The organism is Hymenobacter aranciens (assembly GCF_030580865.1).
In the GTDB taxonomy this organism is placed as follows: Bacteria; Bacteroidota; Bacteroidia; order Cytophagales; family Hymenobacteraceae; genus Hymenobacter; species Hymenobacter aranciens.
In genome coordinates, this window is record NZ_JAUQSY010000006.1 from 282,398 (window position 1) to 301,127 (window position 18,730).

Annotated in this window: 17 protein-coding genes; 10 read left to right on the forward strand and 7 right to left on the reverse strand. The window is 59.5% G+C overall.

Features of this window, described 5'->3' with window-relative positions; all coding sequences use genetic code 11:
• Window positions 1-133 precede the first annotated feature (133 nt).
• Window positions 134-619 carry a hypothetical protein gene (locus Q5H93_RS10905; RefSeq protein WP_305006562.1) on the reverse strand — a complete coding sequence of 162 codons (486 nt, stop codon included), beginning with the start codon at window positions 617-619 and terminating at the stop codon, window positions 134-136.
• A gap of 256 nt (window positions 620-875) precedes the next feature.
• Between Q5H93_RS10905 and Q5H93_RS10910 the strand changes: the two genes are divergently transcribed.
• Complete coding sequence (locus Q5H93_RS10910; protein WP_305006563.1) at window positions 876-1,919, forward strand: LLM class flavin-dependent oxidoreductase; 1,044 nt, start codon at window positions 876-878, stop codon at window positions 1,917-1,919.
• Window positions 1,920-1,994: 75 nt separating this feature from the next.
• Window positions 1,995-2,663 (forward strand): T9SS type A sorting domain-containing protein, encoded by a 669-nt coding sequence (locus Q5H93_RS10915; protein ID WP_305006564.1) that lies wholly within the window; start codon window positions 1,995-1,997, stop codon window positions 2,661-2,663.
• Window positions 2,664-2,733: 70 nt separating this feature from the next.
• Here the strand turns inward: Q5H93_RS10915 and ahcY are convergent, their stop codons facing one another.
• Together ahcY and Q5H93_RS10925 are read right to left on the reverse strand one after the other, a co-directional pair.
• Entirely contained in the window at window positions 2,734-4,050 is a 1,317-nt protein-coding gene (gene ahcY / locus Q5H93_RS10920; RefSeq protein ID WP_305006565.1) for an adenosylhomocysteinase, read from the reverse strand.
• A gap of 125 nt (window positions 4,051-4,175) precedes the next feature.
• Complete coding sequence (locus tag Q5H93_RS10925; protein WP_305006566.1) at window positions 4,176-4,940, reverse strand: DUF4397 domain-containing protein; 765 nt, start codon at window positions 4,938-4,940, stop codon at window positions 4,176-4,178.
• Window positions 4,941-5,144: 204 nt separating this feature from the next.
• Between Q5H93_RS10925 and Q5H93_RS10930 the strand changes: the two genes are divergently transcribed.
• From Q5H93_RS10930 to metK, 3 genes are all read left to right on the forward strand, one after another.
• Window positions 5,145-5,699, forward strand: a complete 555-nt coding sequence (locus tag Q5H93_RS10930; protein ID WP_305006567.1) for a hypothetical protein — start codon at window positions 5,145-5,147, stop codon at window positions 5,697-5,699.
• 29 nt (window positions 5,700-5,728) lie between these two features.
• Complete coding sequence (locus Q5H93_RS10935) at window positions 5,729-6,934, forward strand: class I SAM-dependent methyltransferase (RefSeq protein WP_305006568.1); 1,206 nt, start codon at window positions 5,729-5,731, stop codon at window positions 6,932-6,934.
• 180 nt (window positions 6,935-7,114) lie between these two features.
• Window positions 7,115-8,380, forward strand: a complete 1,266-nt coding sequence (metK, locus tag Q5H93_RS10940) for a methionine adenosyltransferase (RefSeq protein ID WP_305006569.1) — start codon at window positions 7,115-7,117, stop codon at window positions 8,378-8,380.
• A 141-nt stretch (window positions 8,381-8,521) separates the two neighbouring features.
• Here metK and hpf read toward each other — a convergent pair whose 3' ends face one another.
• From hpf to Q5H93_RS10960, 4 genes are all read right to left on the reverse strand, one after another.
• The gene (gene hpf, locus Q5H93_RS10945; protein WP_305006570.1) at window positions 8,522-8,821 is read right to left on the reverse strand and encodes a ribosome hibernation-promoting factor, HPF/YfiA family; all 300 of its coding nucleotides are present in this window, start codon (window positions 8,819-8,821) and stop codon (window positions 8,522-8,524) included.
• A 116-nt stretch (window positions 8,822-8,937) separates the two neighbouring features.
• A complete protein-coding gene (locus Q5H93_RS10950; protein WP_305006571.1) occupies window positions 8,938-9,819 on the reverse strand; it encodes a tyrosine-type recombinase/integrase in 882 nt (293 codons plus the stop codon).
• 170 nt (window positions 9,820-9,989) lie between these two features.
• Window positions 9,990-10,184 carry a 30S ribosomal protein S21 gene (rpsU, locus tag Q5H93_RS10955; protein WP_190924805.1) on the reverse strand — a complete coding sequence of 65 codons (195 nt, stop codon included), beginning with the start codon at window positions 10,182-10,184 and terminating at the stop codon, window positions 9,990-9,992.
• 111 nt (window positions 10,185-10,295) lie between these two features.
• Window positions 10,296-11,435: an acyl-CoA dehydrogenase family protein gene (locus tag Q5H93_RS10960; protein ID WP_305006572.1), complete on the reverse strand. Its 1,140-nt coding sequence runs from the start codon at window positions 11,433-11,435 to the stop codon at window positions 10,296-10,298.
• Between the two features lie 301 nt (window positions 11,436-11,736).
• Here Q5H93_RS10960 and Q5H93_RS10965 point away from each other — a divergent pair, with 301 nt between their 5' ends.
• From Q5H93_RS10965 to Q5H93_RS10985, 5 genes are all read left to right on the forward strand, one after another.
• A complete protein-coding gene (locus Q5H93_RS10965) occupies window positions 11,737-12,639 on the forward strand; it encodes a polysaccharide biosynthesis/export family protein (RefSeq protein ID WP_305006573.1) in 903 nt (300 codons plus the stop codon).
• Window positions 12,640-12,697: 58 nt separating this feature from the next.
• The gene (locus tag Q5H93_RS10970; protein WP_305006574.1) at window positions 12,698-15,211 is read left to right on the forward strand and encodes a polysaccharide biosynthesis tyrosine autokinase; all 2,514 of its coding nucleotides are present in this window, start codon (window positions 12,698-12,700) and stop codon (window positions 15,209-15,211) included.
• A gap of 15 nt (window positions 15,212-15,226) precedes the next feature.
• Window positions 15,227-16,012 carry a tyrosine-protein phosphatase gene (locus Q5H93_RS10975; protein WP_305006575.1) on the forward strand — a complete coding sequence of 262 codons (786 nt, stop codon included), beginning with the start codon at window positions 15,227-15,229 and terminating at the stop codon, window positions 16,010-16,012.
• Between the two features lie 76 nt (window positions 16,013-16,088).
• On the forward strand, window positions 16,089-17,108 hold the full coding sequence (locus tag Q5H93_RS10980) for an NAD-dependent epimerase/dehydratase family protein (RefSeq protein WP_305006576.1): 1,020 nt from the start codon (window positions 16,089-16,091) through the stop codon (window positions 17,106-17,108).
• 177 nt (window positions 17,109-17,285) lie between these two features.
• Entirely contained in the window at window positions 17,286-18,683 is a 1,398-nt protein-coding gene (locus Q5H93_RS10985; protein ID WP_305006577.1) for a tetratricopeptide repeat protein, read from the forward strand.
• Window positions 18,684-18,730 lie beyond the last annotated feature (47 nt).

Below are 18,730 nucleotides of genomic sequence, written 5' to 3' on the forward strand. Positions count from 1 at the left end.
TAGTTATCCGACCTCGAAGGGTAGTTATTGGTCATCGGTGGTAAGTTATAAGTCCCCAGAGGATAGTTGATGGTCCTCGGAGGGGAGTTATTGCCCCCTTAAGGCCCAATAACTTCCCCCCAGGGACCAATAACTATCCTTGCGGCTTGGGCTTCTTGGGGGCGCCGCCTTTGCCGCCGTTGGGCAGGCTCGCGCGCATGTCGTCGTAGGCGGCCTGGGCGCCGGGGAAACCGGCTTTGGCCAGCATTTTCACGTTGTTATACACCATCAGGGCCGCCGCATACGAATCGGAGCCGCTGGTCATCATGGTCGAGTCCACGTCGAGGTCGATACCACCCAGCAGCCGGTGCAGGGGGGCCAGCGTCGCCAGCGACGCCGCATCCGCATCGAACTCCTCCATGTCTAGAATCACCGGCCGGAATTTCTCATTGGCTGTCGCGTAACCATGGGCTTTGGCAATAAAATCGACCGTGGCCGGGCCCATTTTCAGCATATCCTGGCGCTGCTCGGGCGTGCGCGGCGTCAGGTAGGGCGTGAGGATGGCCATGCCCTTCTGGAAAAAGCCGAGCGCCTCGGCGGCCTTATCGGGTGGAATGATGCCCTGAAACAAATCTTGCATGAGAGTAAGGGAATAATGGTGAGAAAATTACTGCCATCGGGCACCCGCTACCGAGCCGGGCCGTGGAAGTGGCGGCAAGGTAGTAAAAAGGCGGGGAAACCTCGCGTAAAACTTCACCTAACCAGCACGATGGTCAAGCTTATAGCCGTTTTTCTGGTCCCGCAAGCATCCGCCCACTCCGTATTGGCGCGCCGGGTCGCCAAACATTCTGCCCCGCCGTAGCTTTATTCCCCCATCAATCAGTTGTTTTTTACCCATGAAATTAGGCATTAGCTCCTTCGGCGAAGTCGCCCCGTCTCACCTCCCCGGCCTCGACCGCGCCGCCGCCCGGCGCATGCAGGAGCTGCTCGAAATCGGCCGCCTCACCGATGCAGTCGGCCTCGACGTGCTGGCCCTCGGCGAGCACCACCGGCCCGACTACGTCATCTCGGCCCCCGAAGTAGTGCTGGCCGCCGTGGCCGCCCAGACGAAGAATATCCGCCTCAGCAGCGCCGTCACCGTCCTCAGCTCCGTCGACCCCGTGCGCACCTTCCAGAACTTCGCCACCGTCGACCTCATCTCCGAGGGCCGGGCCGAAATCCTGGCCGGACGCGGCTCCTTCATCGAGTCGTTTCCGCTCTTCGGGCAAGACCTCAAGGACTACGATTCCCTGTTTATCGAAAAGCTGAAGCTGCTGCTGGAAATCAATAAAAACGAAGTAGTTAGCTGGAAAGGCAAGCACCGCCCCGACATCAACGCCAAGGGCGTGTACCCACGCCCCCTGCAGCCCGCGCTGCCGGTGTGGATTGGCGTGGGCGGCACCCCCGCCTCGGTAGTCCGGGCCGGGCAGCTGGGCCTCCCGCTCACCATTGCCATCCTGGGCGGCGCGCCCGCCCAGTACGTGGCCTTCACCGACCTCTACCGCCAGGCCTACCGCGAGGCCGGCCACGACGAAGCCCAGCAGCAGATTGCCATCAACTGCCACTTCCACATTGCGGAGGATTCGCAGCAGGCCTCGGATGAGTTTTTCCCGCCCTACTCGGCCATCATGAACCGCATCGGCCGCGAGCGGGGCTGGTCGCCCATGTCGCGGCAGCAGTTCGAGTACCTGCGCGGGCCGCAGGGACCGCTGTTCGTGGGCAGCCCCCAGGAAATCATCGACAAGCTACTTTACATCAGCGGTCTGTTCAAAAATACCCGCTACCTGGCCCAGCTGGTGCTCGGCGACATTGCCCCGGAAAAGGTGCTGCGCTCGATTGAGCTGTTTGGCAAAGTAGTGGCTCCGGCCGTGCGCGAAAAGCTCCGGCTGGCCGCCGTTTAGCGCGTAGCAACAACCAGCTGATGGTTTGCGTTTTTGCTCTACCTTAGCAGCTATTCACCGTTAAGCCACTGTACTATGCGGCATCTTTTTACGCTCTGCTTCTTGCTCCTGCTGCGCCTCACGGCCTATTCGCAGTGCTGCCCCTACATGCTGCCGGTGCAGATGCTGCCCGCCAACCCGCAGCCGGGCGAGGTTATCCGGCTGGTTTTTAAAGTTAACACGCCCGGCTGGGGCCAGAAGGTCAACGATGAGTTCGTGCGCTCCGCCGACACGCTGCGCTATACCGCCTGCTATTTCAATGGCCCAACGGCAGTAATGCAGCACTTCAGCGACACGGTGACCGTGGGCACCTTACCTACCGGCAGCTACACTATCGTCTTCGTCGGGCGCATGTCGCGCGACCCGCAGCAGTGCGATGAAACCCGGCGTAACTCCATCAGCACCACCGTGCAGGTTGGCACCCGAACCCTGGCCACCCAACCAGCCGCCCCCGGCTGGGCGCTGTACCCGGTGCCCGCCACCGGCCGCCAGCTCCAGCTGCAAGCCCCGGCCCGGGAGTCGCTGCAAGCTATCAAGCTGTTCGATATGGCTGGCCGCGAGTGCTACGCCCACCCCGCCGCCAGACTAACGCAGCCTGACAACCAGCACCAGCTGCAGCTACCGGCCTTACCAGCCGGCACCTACACGCTCCGGGTGCACTCAGCTAACGGCGCCGTCAGAAACCAGCGCGTGGTATTGCAGTAAGGCCCACCCCAAAAAGAAACCCCGACCATTACTGGCCGGGGTTTCTTGTTTATCAACTAGCAGTCAGTGCCTAGTAGCGGTACAAATCCGACTTGAACGGACCTTCCACCGGCACCTTGATGTAGTCGGCCTGCTTGGCGCTCAGCTCGTCCAGCTCCACACCGATTTTGGCGAGGTGCAGGCGGGCCACCTTCTCGTCGAGGTGCTTGGGCAGGGTGTACACCTGGTTTTCGTACTGGTCGGCGCTTTCCCACAGCTCCAGCTGGGCCAGCGTCTGGTTGGTGAAGGAGTTCGACATCACGAACGAGGGGTGGCCGGTGCCGCAGCCCAGGTTCACGAGGCGGCCTTCGGCCAGGATGATGATTTGCTTGCCGTCGATGGTGTAGAGGTCCACCTGCGGCTTCACCGTGTCCTTGGTGTGGCCGTAGTTTTTGTTCAGCCAGGCCATGTCGATTTCATCGTCGAAGTGGCCGATGTTGCACACAATAGCTTTGTCGCGCAGGGCGCGGAAATGCTCCTCACGGATGATGTCGCAGTTGCCGGTGGTGGTGATGACGATGTCGGCGCGCGGAATGGCGTTTTCCATCTTCTTCACTTCGTAGCCGTCCATGGCCGCCTGCAGGGCGCAGATGGGGTCAATTTCGGTCACGATAACGCGGGCGCCGGCGCCGCGCAGCGAGGCAGCGGTGCCTTTTCCCACGTCGCCGTAGCCTGCCACCACGGCCACTTTGCCGGCCATCATCACGTCGGTAGCCCGACGGATAGCATCCACGGCCGACTCTTTGCAGCCGTACTTGTTGTCGAATTTCGACTTCGTCACCGAGTCGTTCACGTTGATGGCCGGGAAGGGCAGCGTGCCCACTTTCACCCGCTCATACAGGCGCAACACGCCGGTCGTGGTTTCCTCGCTCACGCCTTTGATGCCGGCGGCCAGCTCGGGGAACTGGTCGAGCACCATGTTGGTGAGGTCGCCACCGTCGTCCAGAATCATGTTCAGCGGCTGGCGCTCCTCGCCAAACCAGATGGTTTGCTCGATGCACCAGTTAAATTCCTCCTCGTTCATGCCCTTCCAGGCATACACCGGGATGCCGGCAGCGGCAATGGCGGCGGCGGCGTGGTCCTGGGTCGAGAAGATGTTGCACGACGACCACGTTACTTCGGCACCCAGCTCAACCAGCGTTTCGATGAGCACGGCCGTTTGGATGGTCATGTGCAGACAGCCCGCGATGCGGGCACCCGCCAGCGGCTTGCGCGGGCCGTACTCGGCGCGCAGGCTCATCAGGCCGGGCATTTCGGCCTCAGCCAGCATAATTTCCTTGCGGCCCCACTCGGCCAGGCTCATGTCTTTTACTTTGTACGGAACGTACGTGCTTGTCGTGGCTTCCACTCGAATGAGAGTTAAATGGTTAGAGTCGCTTCTAACTACAAAGATACGCCTTTTGTTCGGCCCCGAACGCGAAAAAGCCCGAACCAGCTGGTTCGGGCTTGACAAACGCGCGCAAAGCGGGTGCTTTAGTTGTTCTGAATGACGTACACTTTCGGTTGCAGCGTGGCATCCAGGTTACTGGCGGCACCGCGCACCACGATGGTGTAGATTTTACCGGCAACGTAGTTATACGTTCCCGTTCCCGTTCCGGTACCATTGCCCACATTGAATACCAACGGATTGGCAGGGGCCGAGCCCGCCGTGATGGCCAGGTTGAAATTGCCCGCGTTGATTTCCAGGAAGCTGGAACCGGTGCCGAATGCTACGCCCGGGATGCGGTCGGCATAGCCTACCGTCAGGGCTTCGCTCAGGTTGATGGGCACGGCCGTGCCCTGGCCATTAGGAGTACCCAGGCCCTGCGCGATGTGCACGAGGCGTACTTTGGCTTTGCCGGGCGAGGGGGTGGTAGCCGGGGCCGTCAGGTCATCGGTGAGCAGCAGGCCCGTCGTAGCGTTCGACGTGCCAGAATTATAGATGAAGTAGGAGTAGTTTTTATTAGCCTCCACGGTTACCGGCTGGGTTACCAGCGTGGTGGTGCCTCCATTTATCTTGATGGTACGGCTACCGACGTTCACGGCCTGGTAAGTAGCCGTTTGTCCGTACGTTAGGGTGTTTTTTTCTACGTCGTCAATCAGCACTTTGGTGGCCACGTTCACATTGGCGGCACCGTTGAGGAAATAGATTCGTCCTTGTTGCGGAGCAGGGTCGCTGTCGTCGGAGCAGCTGCTGAAAGCCAGCATGGCCGGCAGCGCCAACCACAGCGAACGACGGAAAACGGAGGAGAAACGCATAAAATTGAAATGAAAAAGAGTGATGAAGTCAGTGAAACAGGTCGCGCCCACTGGCGCAACCTGAACGCAAGATAGGGCTCCACGGTTAAGTAGGCGCCTTTCAGGAAGTTTTAGGCGTTGGCATTCGTCGGCCGATTAGCCGGGCAGTATCTTTGCCGGATGCCTACCTCACCTCAATGGCTGCGGCCACATCTGCTGTTTGTTATGCTGCTGCTTGGCGCTACTTCGGCCGCCCGGGCTCAGCAAACGCCCGCCACTATCCGGCTGCTGCCCGAGGATGCCCAGCGCCAGCAAAACGGCAATCAGCACAACTTCTACTTCCTGCCGCCCGGCGCCACCGGCGAGAACTACCAGAATGCCGGGTTCTTCGGCCAGAAGCTGCGCCCCTATCTGGCCGGCAATGAAGAAGCCCTGACCCACCTCAACTACTATCGCCGTCAGAAAACGCTGTTTCTTATTGACCGCATCGTGGCCGTAGGCGCCATAGGTGTGTACGGGCAGCAGGTGTTTGAAAAAGACAAGTTTCCGCAGTATTTCAGCGACGTGCAGAAAGTGGCGGCCGGCATTTTCGTTACCAGCCTCCTGGCTACTATTTTTATCAACAACAACACCAACCAGCACTTCCAACGGGCTGTGACCAGCTACAACGCCGGCAAAAGCCAGGGTACGCTGTGGCACCGTTTGCAGCCCAGCGGTGTTGGGGTAGGCAGTACACTGCAGGGCCAGCCGACGCTGGCCTTGCGCTGGGAGCTTCGCTAAGCGCCCGTTTTTCCCGTATAGGCTGGTTAATGGACTTTCCTTTGCCCGAGGCGGCCCGGCGCTACGTGGCCGCCCACTTGCACGACGACCCCGCTCACCTGGCCCTGCAAGCTCGCCGCCACCCCGGCCTGCCCGTGCCGGAGCTGGTGCGCCAGATTCAGGCCCGCCAGAAGGCGCGCACCAAGCTGCCCGACTGGGCCGACAACCCCGACCTGATTTTCCCGCCCGCCCTCTCGGTCGAGCAGGCGTCGTCGGCCCGCACCGCTGCCTTCAAGGCCGCGCTGGTGGGCGGTCAGCGCCTGGCCGACCTCACCGGTGGCTTCGGGGCCGATACGGCCGCTTTCGCCCAAAGGGTGGCGCACGTTGACTACGTGGAGCGCAATGCGCAGCTGGCCGCCGTGGTGGAGTACAACCTGCACCAGCTCGGCATCCGGAATGTGACAACCCACGCCGCCGAGGCGCTGAAGTTTCTGCACGAAACGCCGCACCATTTCGACTGGCTCTACCTCGACCCGGCCCGGCGCGACACCGCCGCCCGCAAAATCTTCCGCCTGGCCGACTGCGAGCCCGACATACTCAAAATCATGCCTCTGTTGCTGCAGAAGGCAGATAAGATTTTGCTGAAGACCTCGCCCATGCTCGACATCGAGCAGGCCATTCTGGAGCTGGGCCAGGTGCGCCGACTGTGGGTGCTGGCCGTGGATAATGAGGTAAAGGAAGTGCTTTATGAGTTGGGGCAGGAGCCCGCCGTCGACCCCGAGCGCTACGCCCTCAACCTGCGCCGCGACGGCACGCAGCAGGAGTTCCGCCTCAACCGGGCCCGCGAAGCCCGCGCTATTCCGCGCTACGCCGAGCCCCAGCAGTACCTCTACGAGCCCAACGCGGCCGTACTCAAGGCCGGTGCATTCCGCAGCATCGGCACAGCCTTCGAATTCCTTAAGCTTCACCAGCACAGCCACCTCTACACGTCCGACGTGCTGCGGGCCGACTTCCCCGGCCGCATCTTCCGGGTGCTGGCAGTGGAAAAAGCCGACGGGGCCGCCCTCAAAGTCCACCTCGGCCCCGAGGCCCGCGCCCACGTCACCACCCGCAATTTTCCCGATTCGGTGGCCGATTTCCGCAAGCGCACTGGCATCCGCGAGGGCGGCGACATTTACCTTTTTGCCACCACCGACCTGCGCGGCCGCCTGATGGTGCTGGTGTGCGAGAAAGCCAAGCTTTCGAATGAGTTATGAGTTTTAAATTAAGAGTTTTGAGTTTTGAGTTCCGGGCTGGTCGTTTGTTCAACTTATAACCCCTAACTCGTAACTCAAAACTCCTAACTCTCCAAGTTGTAGTTTTGTGGTCCGCCCGCCCGCCGGTTTCGGCTTGGCGGGCGGCTTGCTGTTTGTCTTTTTCGCTTTTATCAGTCTTCAATGCCCTATCTGTTCACTTCCGAATCAGTTTCGGAAGGCCACCCCGATAAAGTTGCCGACCAGATTTCCGACGCCATCCTCGACGAGTATCTTCGGCAGGACCCCGCGGCCAAAGTGGCCTGCGAAACGCTGGTAACGACCGACTTTGCCCTCGTGGCCGGGGAAATTAAGTCGACGGCGCACGTCGATGCCGAGCCCATCATCCGGGCCACCATCCGCCGCATCGGCTACGACAAGCCCGAATACCTCTTCAACGCCGATACCTGCGAAGTCGAAAACCGCCTGCACGAGCAGTCGCCCGACATCAACCAGGGCGTGGTGCGCGCCAGCGCCGAAGAGCAGGGCGCCGGCGACCAGGGCATGATGTTCGGCTACGCCAGCCACGAGACGACCAATTATATGCCGCTGGCCCTCGACCTTTCGCACCGCCTGCTGCGCGAACTGTCGGCCATTCGCAAGGAGGGCCGCGAGATGACTTACCTGCGCCCCGACGCCAAAAGCCAGGTAACCATCCGCTATTCCGACGACCACCACCCCGAGGCCATCGACACCATCGTGGTGAGCACGCAGCACGACGAATTCCACGCCGACGAGCAAACCATGCTCGACCAGATTAAGGCCGACATCAAGGCCATTCTGATTCCGCGCGTGATGGCTGGCCTCAGCGAAGAGACGCAAAAGCTTTTCACTGACCACATTACCTACCACATCAACCCCACTGGTAAGTTCGTCATCGGCGGCCCCCACGGCGACTCCGGCCTCACCGGTCGCAAAATCATCGTGGATACCTACGGCGGCAAGGGTGCCCACGGCGGTGGCGCCTTCTCGGGCAAAGACTCCTCGAAAGTAGACCGCTCGGCCGCCTACGCCGCCCGCCACATCGCCAAAAACCTGGTGGCCGCCGGCGTGGCCGAGCAGGTGCTGGTGCAGGTGGCCTACGCCATCGGCGTGGCCCAGCCCGTGGGCGTATTCGTGACCACCTACGGCACCACCAAAGCCAAAGACGCGGACGGCAAAGTTCTGACTGACGGCGAAATAGCCGAAAAAGTAAACAAGCTGTTTGACCTGCGTCCCTACGCCATCGTGCAGCGCTTCGGTCTGCAGAACCCCATCTTCGGCCAAACGGCCGCCTACGGCCACATGGGCCGCGAACCCGGTACCGTGCAAGTGACGATGAAGGACGGCGAAGTGAAAACCTTCGACACCTTCACCTGGGAGAAGCTTGACTACGTACCCCAGATTATTACCGAGTTTGGCTTGAATTAAGTTGTTAGCTGAAAGCTGCCGGCTATTAGCTTTGTCCAGCGGCAAAAACAAAAGACCCGCCTGAAAATCAGGCGGGTCTTTTTTATGAATAAGCCTCAAAAACGAGCAGCTATTAGCTTTCAGCTAGCAGTTGCCCAGAAACTAGTGGGCCAGATTTTTCTCTTTATACTTCGTAATCTGCCGGCGCAGGCTGTCGGCGGCGGCATCAGCGGCGGCTTCAAACGAAGCGGCGTCCTCCTGGCTGAACAGGGTAGTGCCGGGCACCAAGAGCTTGATTTCGACGGTTTTGTTATCGATACCGTCTTTGTTGTTGAGGCGCAGAATAACCTCGCCGTCCGTCACCTTGTCGTAGAAGGTTTCGAGCTTGTTGAGACGTTGTTGGATAAAGTCAAGCAGCTTTTGGTCGGCGTCGAAATGCACCGAATGCATCTGTACTTTCATGTGGTGGGGTTGGTAAGAAAGTGGATAAAAAACCGCAACCATCGGGCTGGCCATCTAACCGTCTCATCCTATTTGGATTATTAACTGGCCAGCCTTGCTGATTGCGCGAAAAGAGCTTAAGCCCGCGGGTGGGCCTGTTCAAATACGGATTTCAGCCGCTCGACGGACAAGTTTGTGTAAACTTGGGTGGAGGCCAGGCTAGCATGTCCTAATAACTCTTTGATGGCGTTCAGGTCAGCCCCCTTATTGAGGAGATGCGTAGCAAACGCATGGCGCAAGGTGTGCGGGTGCTGCTGCCCTACCGAGGTGGTGATGGTGCTCAAATAACGCTTCACCGTGCGGTAGACGAACTTCTCGTACAGCGCCTCGCCCTTATCGGTGAGCAGCAGCGGCCCGGGCGCCGTGGGGCCGAAACTGTGGCTGCGGTGCGCCTGGTAGCGCTCCAGCGACCGCAGCAGCGAGGGATTGAGTGGCACCAAGCGCTGCTTGTCGCCCTTACCCGTCACGAGGATGGTCTGATTCCAGAGGCTGATGTCGCCAGGCGCGATGCCCAGCAGCTCCGACAGCCGGATTCCCGTGCCGTAAAGCAATTCCAGAATCAGTTGGTCACGGGCCCCGGCGAAGTCTTGGGTGAATTCGAAATTATTCAGCAGCCCATTGATGGCCTCTTCGGGTACAAATTCCGGCAGCTTCTTGGGCATCTTGGGCGCTTTCACGCGCAGCATCGGATTCACCGAAATTTTCTCCGTACGCAGCAAAAACTTGTAATACGAGCGCAGGCAGGCCACTTTGCGGTTCACGGTGCTGGCTTCGTTGCCGTCCTTCATCAGCTCCACAATCCAGCCGCGGATGAGTGGGTAGCGGGCCTGCGCGGGGTCGCTCAGCTCGTAGGCCGACTGTAAGTAGGCCGCAAACTGCCGCAAATCATTCTTGTACGACGTGAGCGTGTGCGGACTGTACCGCAGCTCGGTGCGCAGAAAATCGAAAAAAGCCTCCATGACGCTACAGCAAAAAGCCCGGCCTTACGAAGACCGGGCTGCCAAAGTAGCGGATTTTTTATTGCCGCCAAACTTTTCGATGAATTTCGACCCTCAGGGACGCGAAAAAGCCGGCTGGCTCGCCCCAATAGGCAAGCCAGCCGGCTTTTTAACTTCAAATCGGAAGCGGACTATTCGTTCGGCTGGCCGTAGGTGGCGAGCTTGTAAACAGCCTTTTGCTTCATTTTGCGCTGCGTGATGCTGGGCTTCTGGAAGAACGTGCGACGACGCAGCTCTTTCAGAACGCCGGTACGCTCAAATTTCTTTTTGAAGCGCTTCAGAGCGCGGTCAACCGATTCGTTGTCTTTGATTTGAACGATAATCATATCGAGAAGTGAGGAGAATTGCTACGGGAAGGCCGAGTAAATCGGGCCGCAAAGATAAACAGCATTTTGCCGAATTCAAACGGATGACGCTGATTTTTTGACGACCGCGCTTTATTTGAGCAGCGTGCGGGCAATAACGAGCTTCTGAATTTCGCTGGTGCCCTCGCCAATGGTGCAGAGTTTGGCGTCGCGATAGTACTTCTCGGCCGGGTAATCCTTGGTGTAGCCGTAGCCGCCAAAGATTTGCACGCCCTCGTTGGCCACGCGCACGCTCACCTCGGAGGCGTAGAGCTTGGCCATCGCCGACTCGCGGTTCACGTTCAGGCCGGCGTCTTTCATGGCGGCGGCGCGGTAAGTGAGCAGGCTGGCAGCCTCGATTTCGGTGGCCATGTCGGCCAGCTTAAAGCCGATGCCCTGGAAGTTGCTGATGGGCTGATTGAACTGGTGGCGCTCCTTGGAGTATTGCAGAGCCGCTTCGTAAGCACCTTGCGCAATGCCGAGGCTGAGGGCCGCGATGCTGATACGGCCGCCGTCGAGCACTTTCAGGGCTTGCACGAAGCCGTCGCCGACCTTGCCGATGACGTTTTCCTTCGGAACGCGGCAATCGGTGAAAATTAATTCGGTGGTTTCGGAAGCGCGCATGCCGAGCTTGTCTTCCTTGCGGCCAGCGGCGAAACCGGGCGTGTTGCGCTCGATGATGAAGGCCGTCATGGCATGCGAGTCGCCGACCTCGCCGGTGCGGGCAATAACGACGGCCACGTGGCCGGATTTGCCGTGGGTGATGAAGTTTTTGGCGCCGTTGAGCACGTAGTGGTCGCCGTCGGGCACGGCGGTGGTGCGCATGTTGCCGGCGTCGGAGCCGGTGTTAGGCTCGGTGAGGCCCCAGGCCCCAATCCACTCACCGGAGGCCAGCTTGGGCAGGTATTTCTGCTTCTGCTCCTCGGAGGCGTGCTGCAGGATGTGGCCGGTGCAGAGCGAGTTGTGAGCCGCCATGCTGAGGCCGATGCTGCCGTCAATCTTGGAAAGCTCGGCAATGGCCGTTACGTATTCCTGGTAGCCAAAGCCGGAGCCGCCGTACTGCTGCGGCACCAGCACGCCCATCAAACCTAGCTCGCCGAGCTGGTGAAAAACGTCGATGGGAAATTCTTGGCTTTCGTCCCACTTCATCATGTGGGGCTTGATATGCTGGGCGCCAAAATCGCGCACCATTTGCGCAATCATGGTCTGGTTTTCGGTGGCTACGGCTTCCATGGAAAGTGGAAAATGGGTGGGAATGGAAAAAAGACAGAAAAGGAATTAAACCGGTCAGGGGCGGTTTTGGGCCCACGAAAGTACGATTTTACTACTTGAAAACCTTGATTCTGACCAGTGGCTGGCACACCTTATTTTGAACAGACCCGGCAAAAGCGTTACTTTTGAGGCTTTTTCAGGAGTAGCGCCACTTTTGTCCGACGCTTTTTCTGCCTTTTTCGCCCGATTTCGCTCTTTCCTGGCCTTCATGCCGAATTTTCCGTTTCGCCGCTCCGGGTGGCTATACCTCCTGTGCCTGTCGATGGCACTGCTATCGTCCTGCTCCAAGCGCTACTACAACCAGCGCACCATGTTCCGACTGACGGACAACAAAGGCAACATGGTAGATACTACCAAGTTGCGCACGGCCGTCAATCGAGCGGCCCGCAATTACATCATCCAACCCAACGACTACCTGGAGGTGCGGGTGTACACCAACAAAGGGGAGCGGCTCATCGACCCGAACGGAGAATTGTCGTTTGGCCAGCCCGGTGGTGCCAGCCCTTCGGCCGGCAGCCGGAGCACAATGAGCAGTGGCGGTGCCAGTGGCGGTGGCGGCGGTGGCGCCCAGCGCAATGTGGGCGCTGGCGCGGGCACCACTTCTACCGGGGCCGGGTTTCTGGTGCAAGCCGATGGAACGGTGACGCTGCCCATGGCAAACAAGGTTAAAGTAAGCGGCCTGTCGCTTCTGCAAGCCGACAGCGTGTTAAAAATCAAATACAATGACTTTTACAAAGAGTCATTTGTGACTACTCACGTGACCAACAACCGGGTAATGATACTGGGCGCGCCGGGTGGGCAGGTTATTCCTCTGGTGAACGACAACATGAACCTGCTGGAAATCCTGGCGCTGGCGGGGGGCGTCGACGGGCAAGGTGGGGGCGGCAATACCCTCTACCGCTTCGGCGGAAAAGCCAACAATATCCGCATCATTCGGGGCGACCTGAAGAACCCGCAGGTGCAAATTATTGACCTGACTACGCTCGACGGCATGCGGCGCGCGAACCTGCAAATGGAGCCCAACGATATTGTGTACGTGGAGCCCATTCGCCGGCCATTCCTGGATGCCTTGGTCGATGCCGGGCCGGCCATCAGCGCGGCAGCTTTGCTGCTAAACGCTACGGCCATTATTGTCAACTTGATGATAGCCACGCGCACGAACTAGCCGGGCTTTCTGTTAACTAACTGGTTTCTTACGGTCGCTCCGGCGGCTTTCCCATACAATGGCTAAAAGTGAAAACGCCGAGCTAGAGGAGCTCATCCGTAACGCAACGGCGGGTACCAGCGAACTGCCGCCCCCCGCCCTGCTGGGCACCAACAATGCTGCCGACGATGAAAGCGACTCGGCGGCCCTGGACGTGGCCACGCTGGTACTGGTGGCGCGGCGCAGCATGCTGTGGATTATCCTGCTTATTATTCTTGGAATCAGCGCTTCGTGGCTATACCTGCGCTATACCAAGCCAGTGTACAAATCGGCCTCGCTGCTCAAAATTGATGAGAAGACCGAGGCGATTCTGGACCTGCCTGAGTATGCAAAACCAGACAAGTCGAAGAGTAACAAGCTGGCCGGTGAGGTAGAACTCATCAAATCGGGCATCATTTATCGGCGGCTGCGCGATTCGCTGGCGCTGGATGTCAACTACTACGTGCAGGGTACGGTGCTGGAAACCGAGCTGTACCGGTCGTCGCCGTTTCAGGTAAAATACACCATTACTGACCCGGCGCTATATAACCGTAAGTTCAACATCAACTTCCTGGAAAACAACCGCATTAAGCTCAGCTATGTGGGCCAGGGCCGCACTACCAGCGCCGAGTACGGGCTGGGCCAGGTTATCAACCTGCCGGGCATTGTTTTGCAGATAACAACTACGCCGCGGTTTACGCCGGAAGCTTTGGGGCTGAATTATCACTTCACCATTCAGGATGAGCCGACGGTTAACAGCTTTCTGGACCGCAACCTGCTGGTTGAAATCGTTAATCCTGAAGCCAATACCATCCAGATTTCGTTTGCAGATTATAGCTCGGTAAAGGCCCAGCACATCGTCGATAAGATTGACACGGTGTATTTGCAGGAGAAGCTGGCGCGGAAAAAAGAAGCGACGGTGCAAACCCTGAACTTTCTGGACCAACAGCTCGAGGAAAACCGCCGCAGCCTGCAGCTGGCCGAAGACCGGCTGCAAGGATTTGTGCAGCAAAGCCATACCTGGGATGTGAAGGGCGACGTGGCCGCCATCACGGGTAAGCTGGAGAAACTGCAGGAAGACCGGGTAGTACTGGAGCAAAAGCTGCGCCTGCTGGACGAAGTAGCCCGGCTGGCCAATCAAAACCGCATCACCCGCGAAGACAATCAGCTGGTGGAGGAAACCGTGCCCGGCCTAGCCGCGCTGGAAGACCCGCAGATTATTCAGCTGCTGAACGATGTAAACAGCACGCAGTGGAACCTGCAGCGCCTGCAGCGCTCCTACAAGGAAACGACGCTGGCCGTGCAGCAGCAGCAGGCCAACCTGGCTTATTCGCGCAATAACCTGCGGCGGGTGCTGCAGGAAGAGCAAAAGCTGTTGCGCGGGAAACTGGGCCTGCTCAACAACCTGCGCGACCAGTTTAATACCGAGCTGCAAAGCCTGCCGCAGAAAGGCACCGAGCTGTCGCGCCTGCAGCGGCCCCTGGAACTGCTCGAAAAGAACTACCTGATGCTGATGGAGAAGAAGTCAGACTTCACCATCGCCCAAGCAGGCACGACGGCCGATTTCCAGATTCTGTCGCCGGCCTCGCTGCCGACGGCCCCCATTTTCCCGGTGAAGCTGATTGTGTACGCCGTAGGATTGGCCGGGGGCATCATCCTGGGCCTGGGGCTGATTGCCGTGCGCTACTTCATGCACAACACCATCACCAACATCCGGGAGGTAGAACGGAGTACGCAAGCGGCAGTGCTGGGCCTGATTCCGACCTACGACAAGGAGAAAATGGACGTATCGCGCCTCGTGGTGGACCGCAACCCCAAGTCGGCCATTTCAGAGTCGATTCGCTCGATTCGAACGAACCTCGACTTTATCAGTTCGGCTAAGAAGAAACGGCTTATTTCGGTGACCTCGACCATCTCGGGGGAGGGTAAAACCTTCGTAACGGTAAACCTGGGTGGCATCATTGCCCTGTCGGGGCAGCGGGTAGTTATTCTCGACCTTGACATGCGGAAGCCCAAGGTGAACTTGGCTTTCGGCACCGAGAACGTGAAGGGCGTTAGCACCATTCTGATTGAGCGGCACACCGTAGAGGAATGCATTCAAAAAACCTCGATTGAGGCGCTGAACTTTATTTCGGCTGGTCCCACTCCTCCCAACCCCTCAGAGCTGATACTGAGCCCTAAGTTCGACGTCATGCTGCAGGAGCTGTACAAAATATATGACGTTATTCTGATTGACACGCCGCCGGTGGGTCTGGTGACGGACGGCATTCTGGTGATGCGCAAGGCGGATATTCCGATTTACATTCTGCGGGCCGGCTATTCGCGCAAAGCCTTCATCAAGAACATGAACCGCCTGATGCGTAGCAACCACTTCACGCGCATGTGCACCATTCTCAACGATGCTCAATCGGGTGGTTCCTACGGCTATGGCTACGGCTACGGCTATGGCTACGGCTATGGCTATGGCTACGGCTCTTACGGGCAGGGTTACTACGAAGAAGCTCCGCAGCAAGAGCTTACGTTTGGGCAAAAGGTAAAACGCTTCTTCAGCTAACCCGCACTCACAGCAATGGCTTCGTTCTGGCGCAAACTTTTTGGGGGTGGCGAATCGGCCGCCCCGACGGCGCTCGTGGAGTCGTTGGCGGTGCTGGGCGCCGATATGCACTCGCACCTGCTGCCCGGCCTCGACGACGGGGCCGAGACGATAGAGCATTCGCTGGACCTGCTGCGGGCCATGCGGGCGCTAGGCTACCGCAAGCTGGTGATGACGCCCCACATTATGGGCGACTTCTACAAGAACACGCCCGAGGGTATCAGGGCCGCCCTGAAGCTGCTTACCGAAGCCGCCGCCGCCGCGGGCCTCGGCGATGTGGAGCTGGGTTGCGCGGCCGAGTATTACCTCGACGAATTTCTGGGCCGCAAGCTGGCCGATGGTACCGAGATGCTCACTTTCGGCGGCGACAAGCGTTATCTGCTGTTCGAAACCTCGTATATGAACGAGCCGCTGAACCTGATGGAAACCGTATTTGAGTTGAAGTCGCAGGGCTACCAGCCAGTGCTGGCCCATCCGGAGCGCTACACCTACCTCTACGGCCGCTTTTCGGAGATTGAGAAGCTGCGCCAAGAGTATGGCGTGTTGATGCAGCTTAATATCAACTCGCTGGTGGGCTATTACTCGCCGGCAGCGCAGAAGGTAGCCGAACAGCTGGTTGATGGCGGTTTGGTGGATTTTGTGGGCTCCGATGCTCACCACCTGCGTCATACCAATACGCTGCAAACCAAAGTGCTCCGCGCTCCTTACCTGCAAAAGCTGCTGCAATTACCGCTACGCAACAATCAATTGCTAAGCAGCTAGCTACCTCCGCAAGGGTAGGTAGCCGGACTACCTGACCGGCCAGCACTTCGCCTGATTTAGCACTTTCACGCTACTTATGATATTCGTTACCGGCGGCACTGGCTTGATTGGCTCGTACCTGCTCCGCAGCCTGCGCGAGCGGGGCCTGCTGGTGCGGGCCCTGCACCGCGGCCCGGTGCCGCCCGCTGCCGTGCCCGGCGTGGAGTGGCTGCCAGGCGACCTGCTTGATACCGAACTGCTGCGTGAGGCTCTGACGCCCGACGTGACGCACGTGTTTCACTGCGCCGGACTGGTATCGTACGCCCCACAGGACGAAGAGCTGCTGCAAAAAATAAACGTGGAAGGCTCGGCCGCCATCGTGGACGCCTGCCTGGAGCGGCCGGGCATCCGGCTGGCCTACGTGTCGTCGGTGGCGGCGCTGGGCAGCCCGCCCGCCCGGCCCGAAGGCAGCACCGGCCCGCTGAGCGTGGCCGAAAATGCCACCTGGGACCTGGGCGCGGCGCACCCGGCCTATGCCACCTCCAAGTACCTGGGCGAGCTGGAGGTGTGGCGGGGCGTGGCCGAGGGCTTGTCGGCCATCATCGTCAATCCGTCGGTGGTGCTGGGGCCGGGCGACTGGAGCCGCAGCAGCACCCGCCTGCTGCGCTACGCCTACGAGCAGCACCGCTTCTATACGCGCGGTCTCATCAACTTCGTGGATGTGCGCGACGTGGTGGCCCAACTGCTGCGTCTGGCGCTGGACTTGCCGCAACTGAGCAGTGAGCGGTACATTCTGAGCGCCGGGGCCATTCCGCTGGCCGATTTTTTCCAGCAGGCGGCCACGGCCATGGGCCGGCGGCCACCCACCACGGCCGTGCCCGACTGGCTGGCCGAAATAATCTGGCGCGCCGAGCACGCCCGGGCGGTGCTCACGGGCGCCCGGCCGCTCATTACCAAAGACACGGCGCGGGCGGGCCGGCAGCCCACCGTGTATGCCAACGCCAAGGTGCAACAGGCGACCGGCCTGCCCTTCCGGCCGCTGGCCGACACCATTGCCTGGTGCGCCGCCGGGCTGCGGCCCAAACCGCAGCATTCCGGGGCAGTTGTTGTATCTTAGTATAAACCCCAATCCGCGGGAAGTTTTCTTGGCAATTGCACGGTTTTCGCGTACAATTGTTACTACTATTGACCAGCCAACGCGAGTGCGGAATGGAAAGCAGCAAGACCAGTCGGACTGGTTTGACGCGGCCATTTCCGCTCCCGAAGTAGCTGGCTGAATCTGTGTATTATGCGCATGAGTGAACATTTTGAGCATCATCGGGCCGTGCTGGACACGGTGCGCCGTTTCGAGCGAATGCTGAACAGCAACGAGCCCGTTTTTTTTGACCTGGAGGACTTTGAGAACATCATCGACCACTACGTAACCAGCACGCAGTTCGACAAGGCCCTACAGGCCTGCGAAGCGGCGCTGGGCCAGTATCCATTTTCGACCGAGCTATTGATTGACCGCGCCCAGGTGATGGCCATGCGCGGCGACTACCAGGAAGCCGAGCGCCAGATAAACCACGTGGCTACTCTCGACCCGACCAACGCCGATGTGGCCGTGACGCGCGGCATCATCTGCACCCAGCGGGGTGATTTTGCGCAGGCGGTGGAGTTCTTTCAGGCCGGGCTGGAAAAGGAGCCGGAGCGCGAGGATATTCATTTTAACCTCGGCCTGGCTTACCAGAGCTGGCAGAAATTCAAGAGCGCGGCCAAGCACTACAAGCAAAGCCTGCGCCTGCAGCCGGACAATGAAACCGGCGTGCAGGAGCTGCTGCACTGCTTGGCCATTTCGGACCGGCTCGACGAGCACGAGGACTTCTTTAAGCGCTTCACCGACGACGACCCGTATTCGGCCATTGCCTGGTATAACCTGGGGCAGTACTGGTACCGGCGCGAGCAATACGACAAAGCCGCTGAGGCTTTTGACTATGCGGTGGTTATCAGTGCCGATTTTTACGATGCCCACCACTGGCTGGCCGACACCTTCGTGTGCCAGGAGAAGTACCGCGAGGCCATTGCCGAGTTTGAGCAAAGCTACCCGCCCAATGAGCCGACCGATGAGGCGCTGTGCAACATCGGCGAGTGCTACGAGAAGCTGCGCGAGTGGGAGCCGGCCCGGAAGTTTTACCACAAAGCCATTGAGTTGAACCCGCAGATGGACGAGGCCTGGTTCGGGCAGGGCGTTATCTTGCAGGAGCAGGGCCGCTGGTTCGAGTCGATTCATTTCTTCCGCAAGGCAGTGGAGCTGTACGGCGACAGCGGCGAATACTGGTCGGCGCTGGGCATGGCCGAAAACCACGTCGGCAACGTGGTGAGTGCCCTGGAAGCCTTTGAGAAAGCCACCGAGGTGGCGCCCGAAGAAGTGCAGGCCTGGGTGAACTGGAGCGCCATTCTCTACGAGCAGGGCCACTTTGGCGAGGCGGCCGATTTGGTGCGCCACGCCGTGGAATTGCACCCGCTGGAGTCGCACTTCCACTATATGCTCTGCGCATATTTGCTGGCCGATGGCCGCCTGCGCGAAGCCTACGCCGAGCTGGAAACGGCGCTCAGCCTGAATTACGAGCAGCACTCGCTGCTGTTCGACTACTTCCCGGAGCTGCGGCAGCAGCCCGCTTTGCAGCGGCTTATCGACCAATTTCGGCCCTAAGTCGATGCCTCAGGCCGCCCGGCCCGATAGAGGCGGATAACAATTCG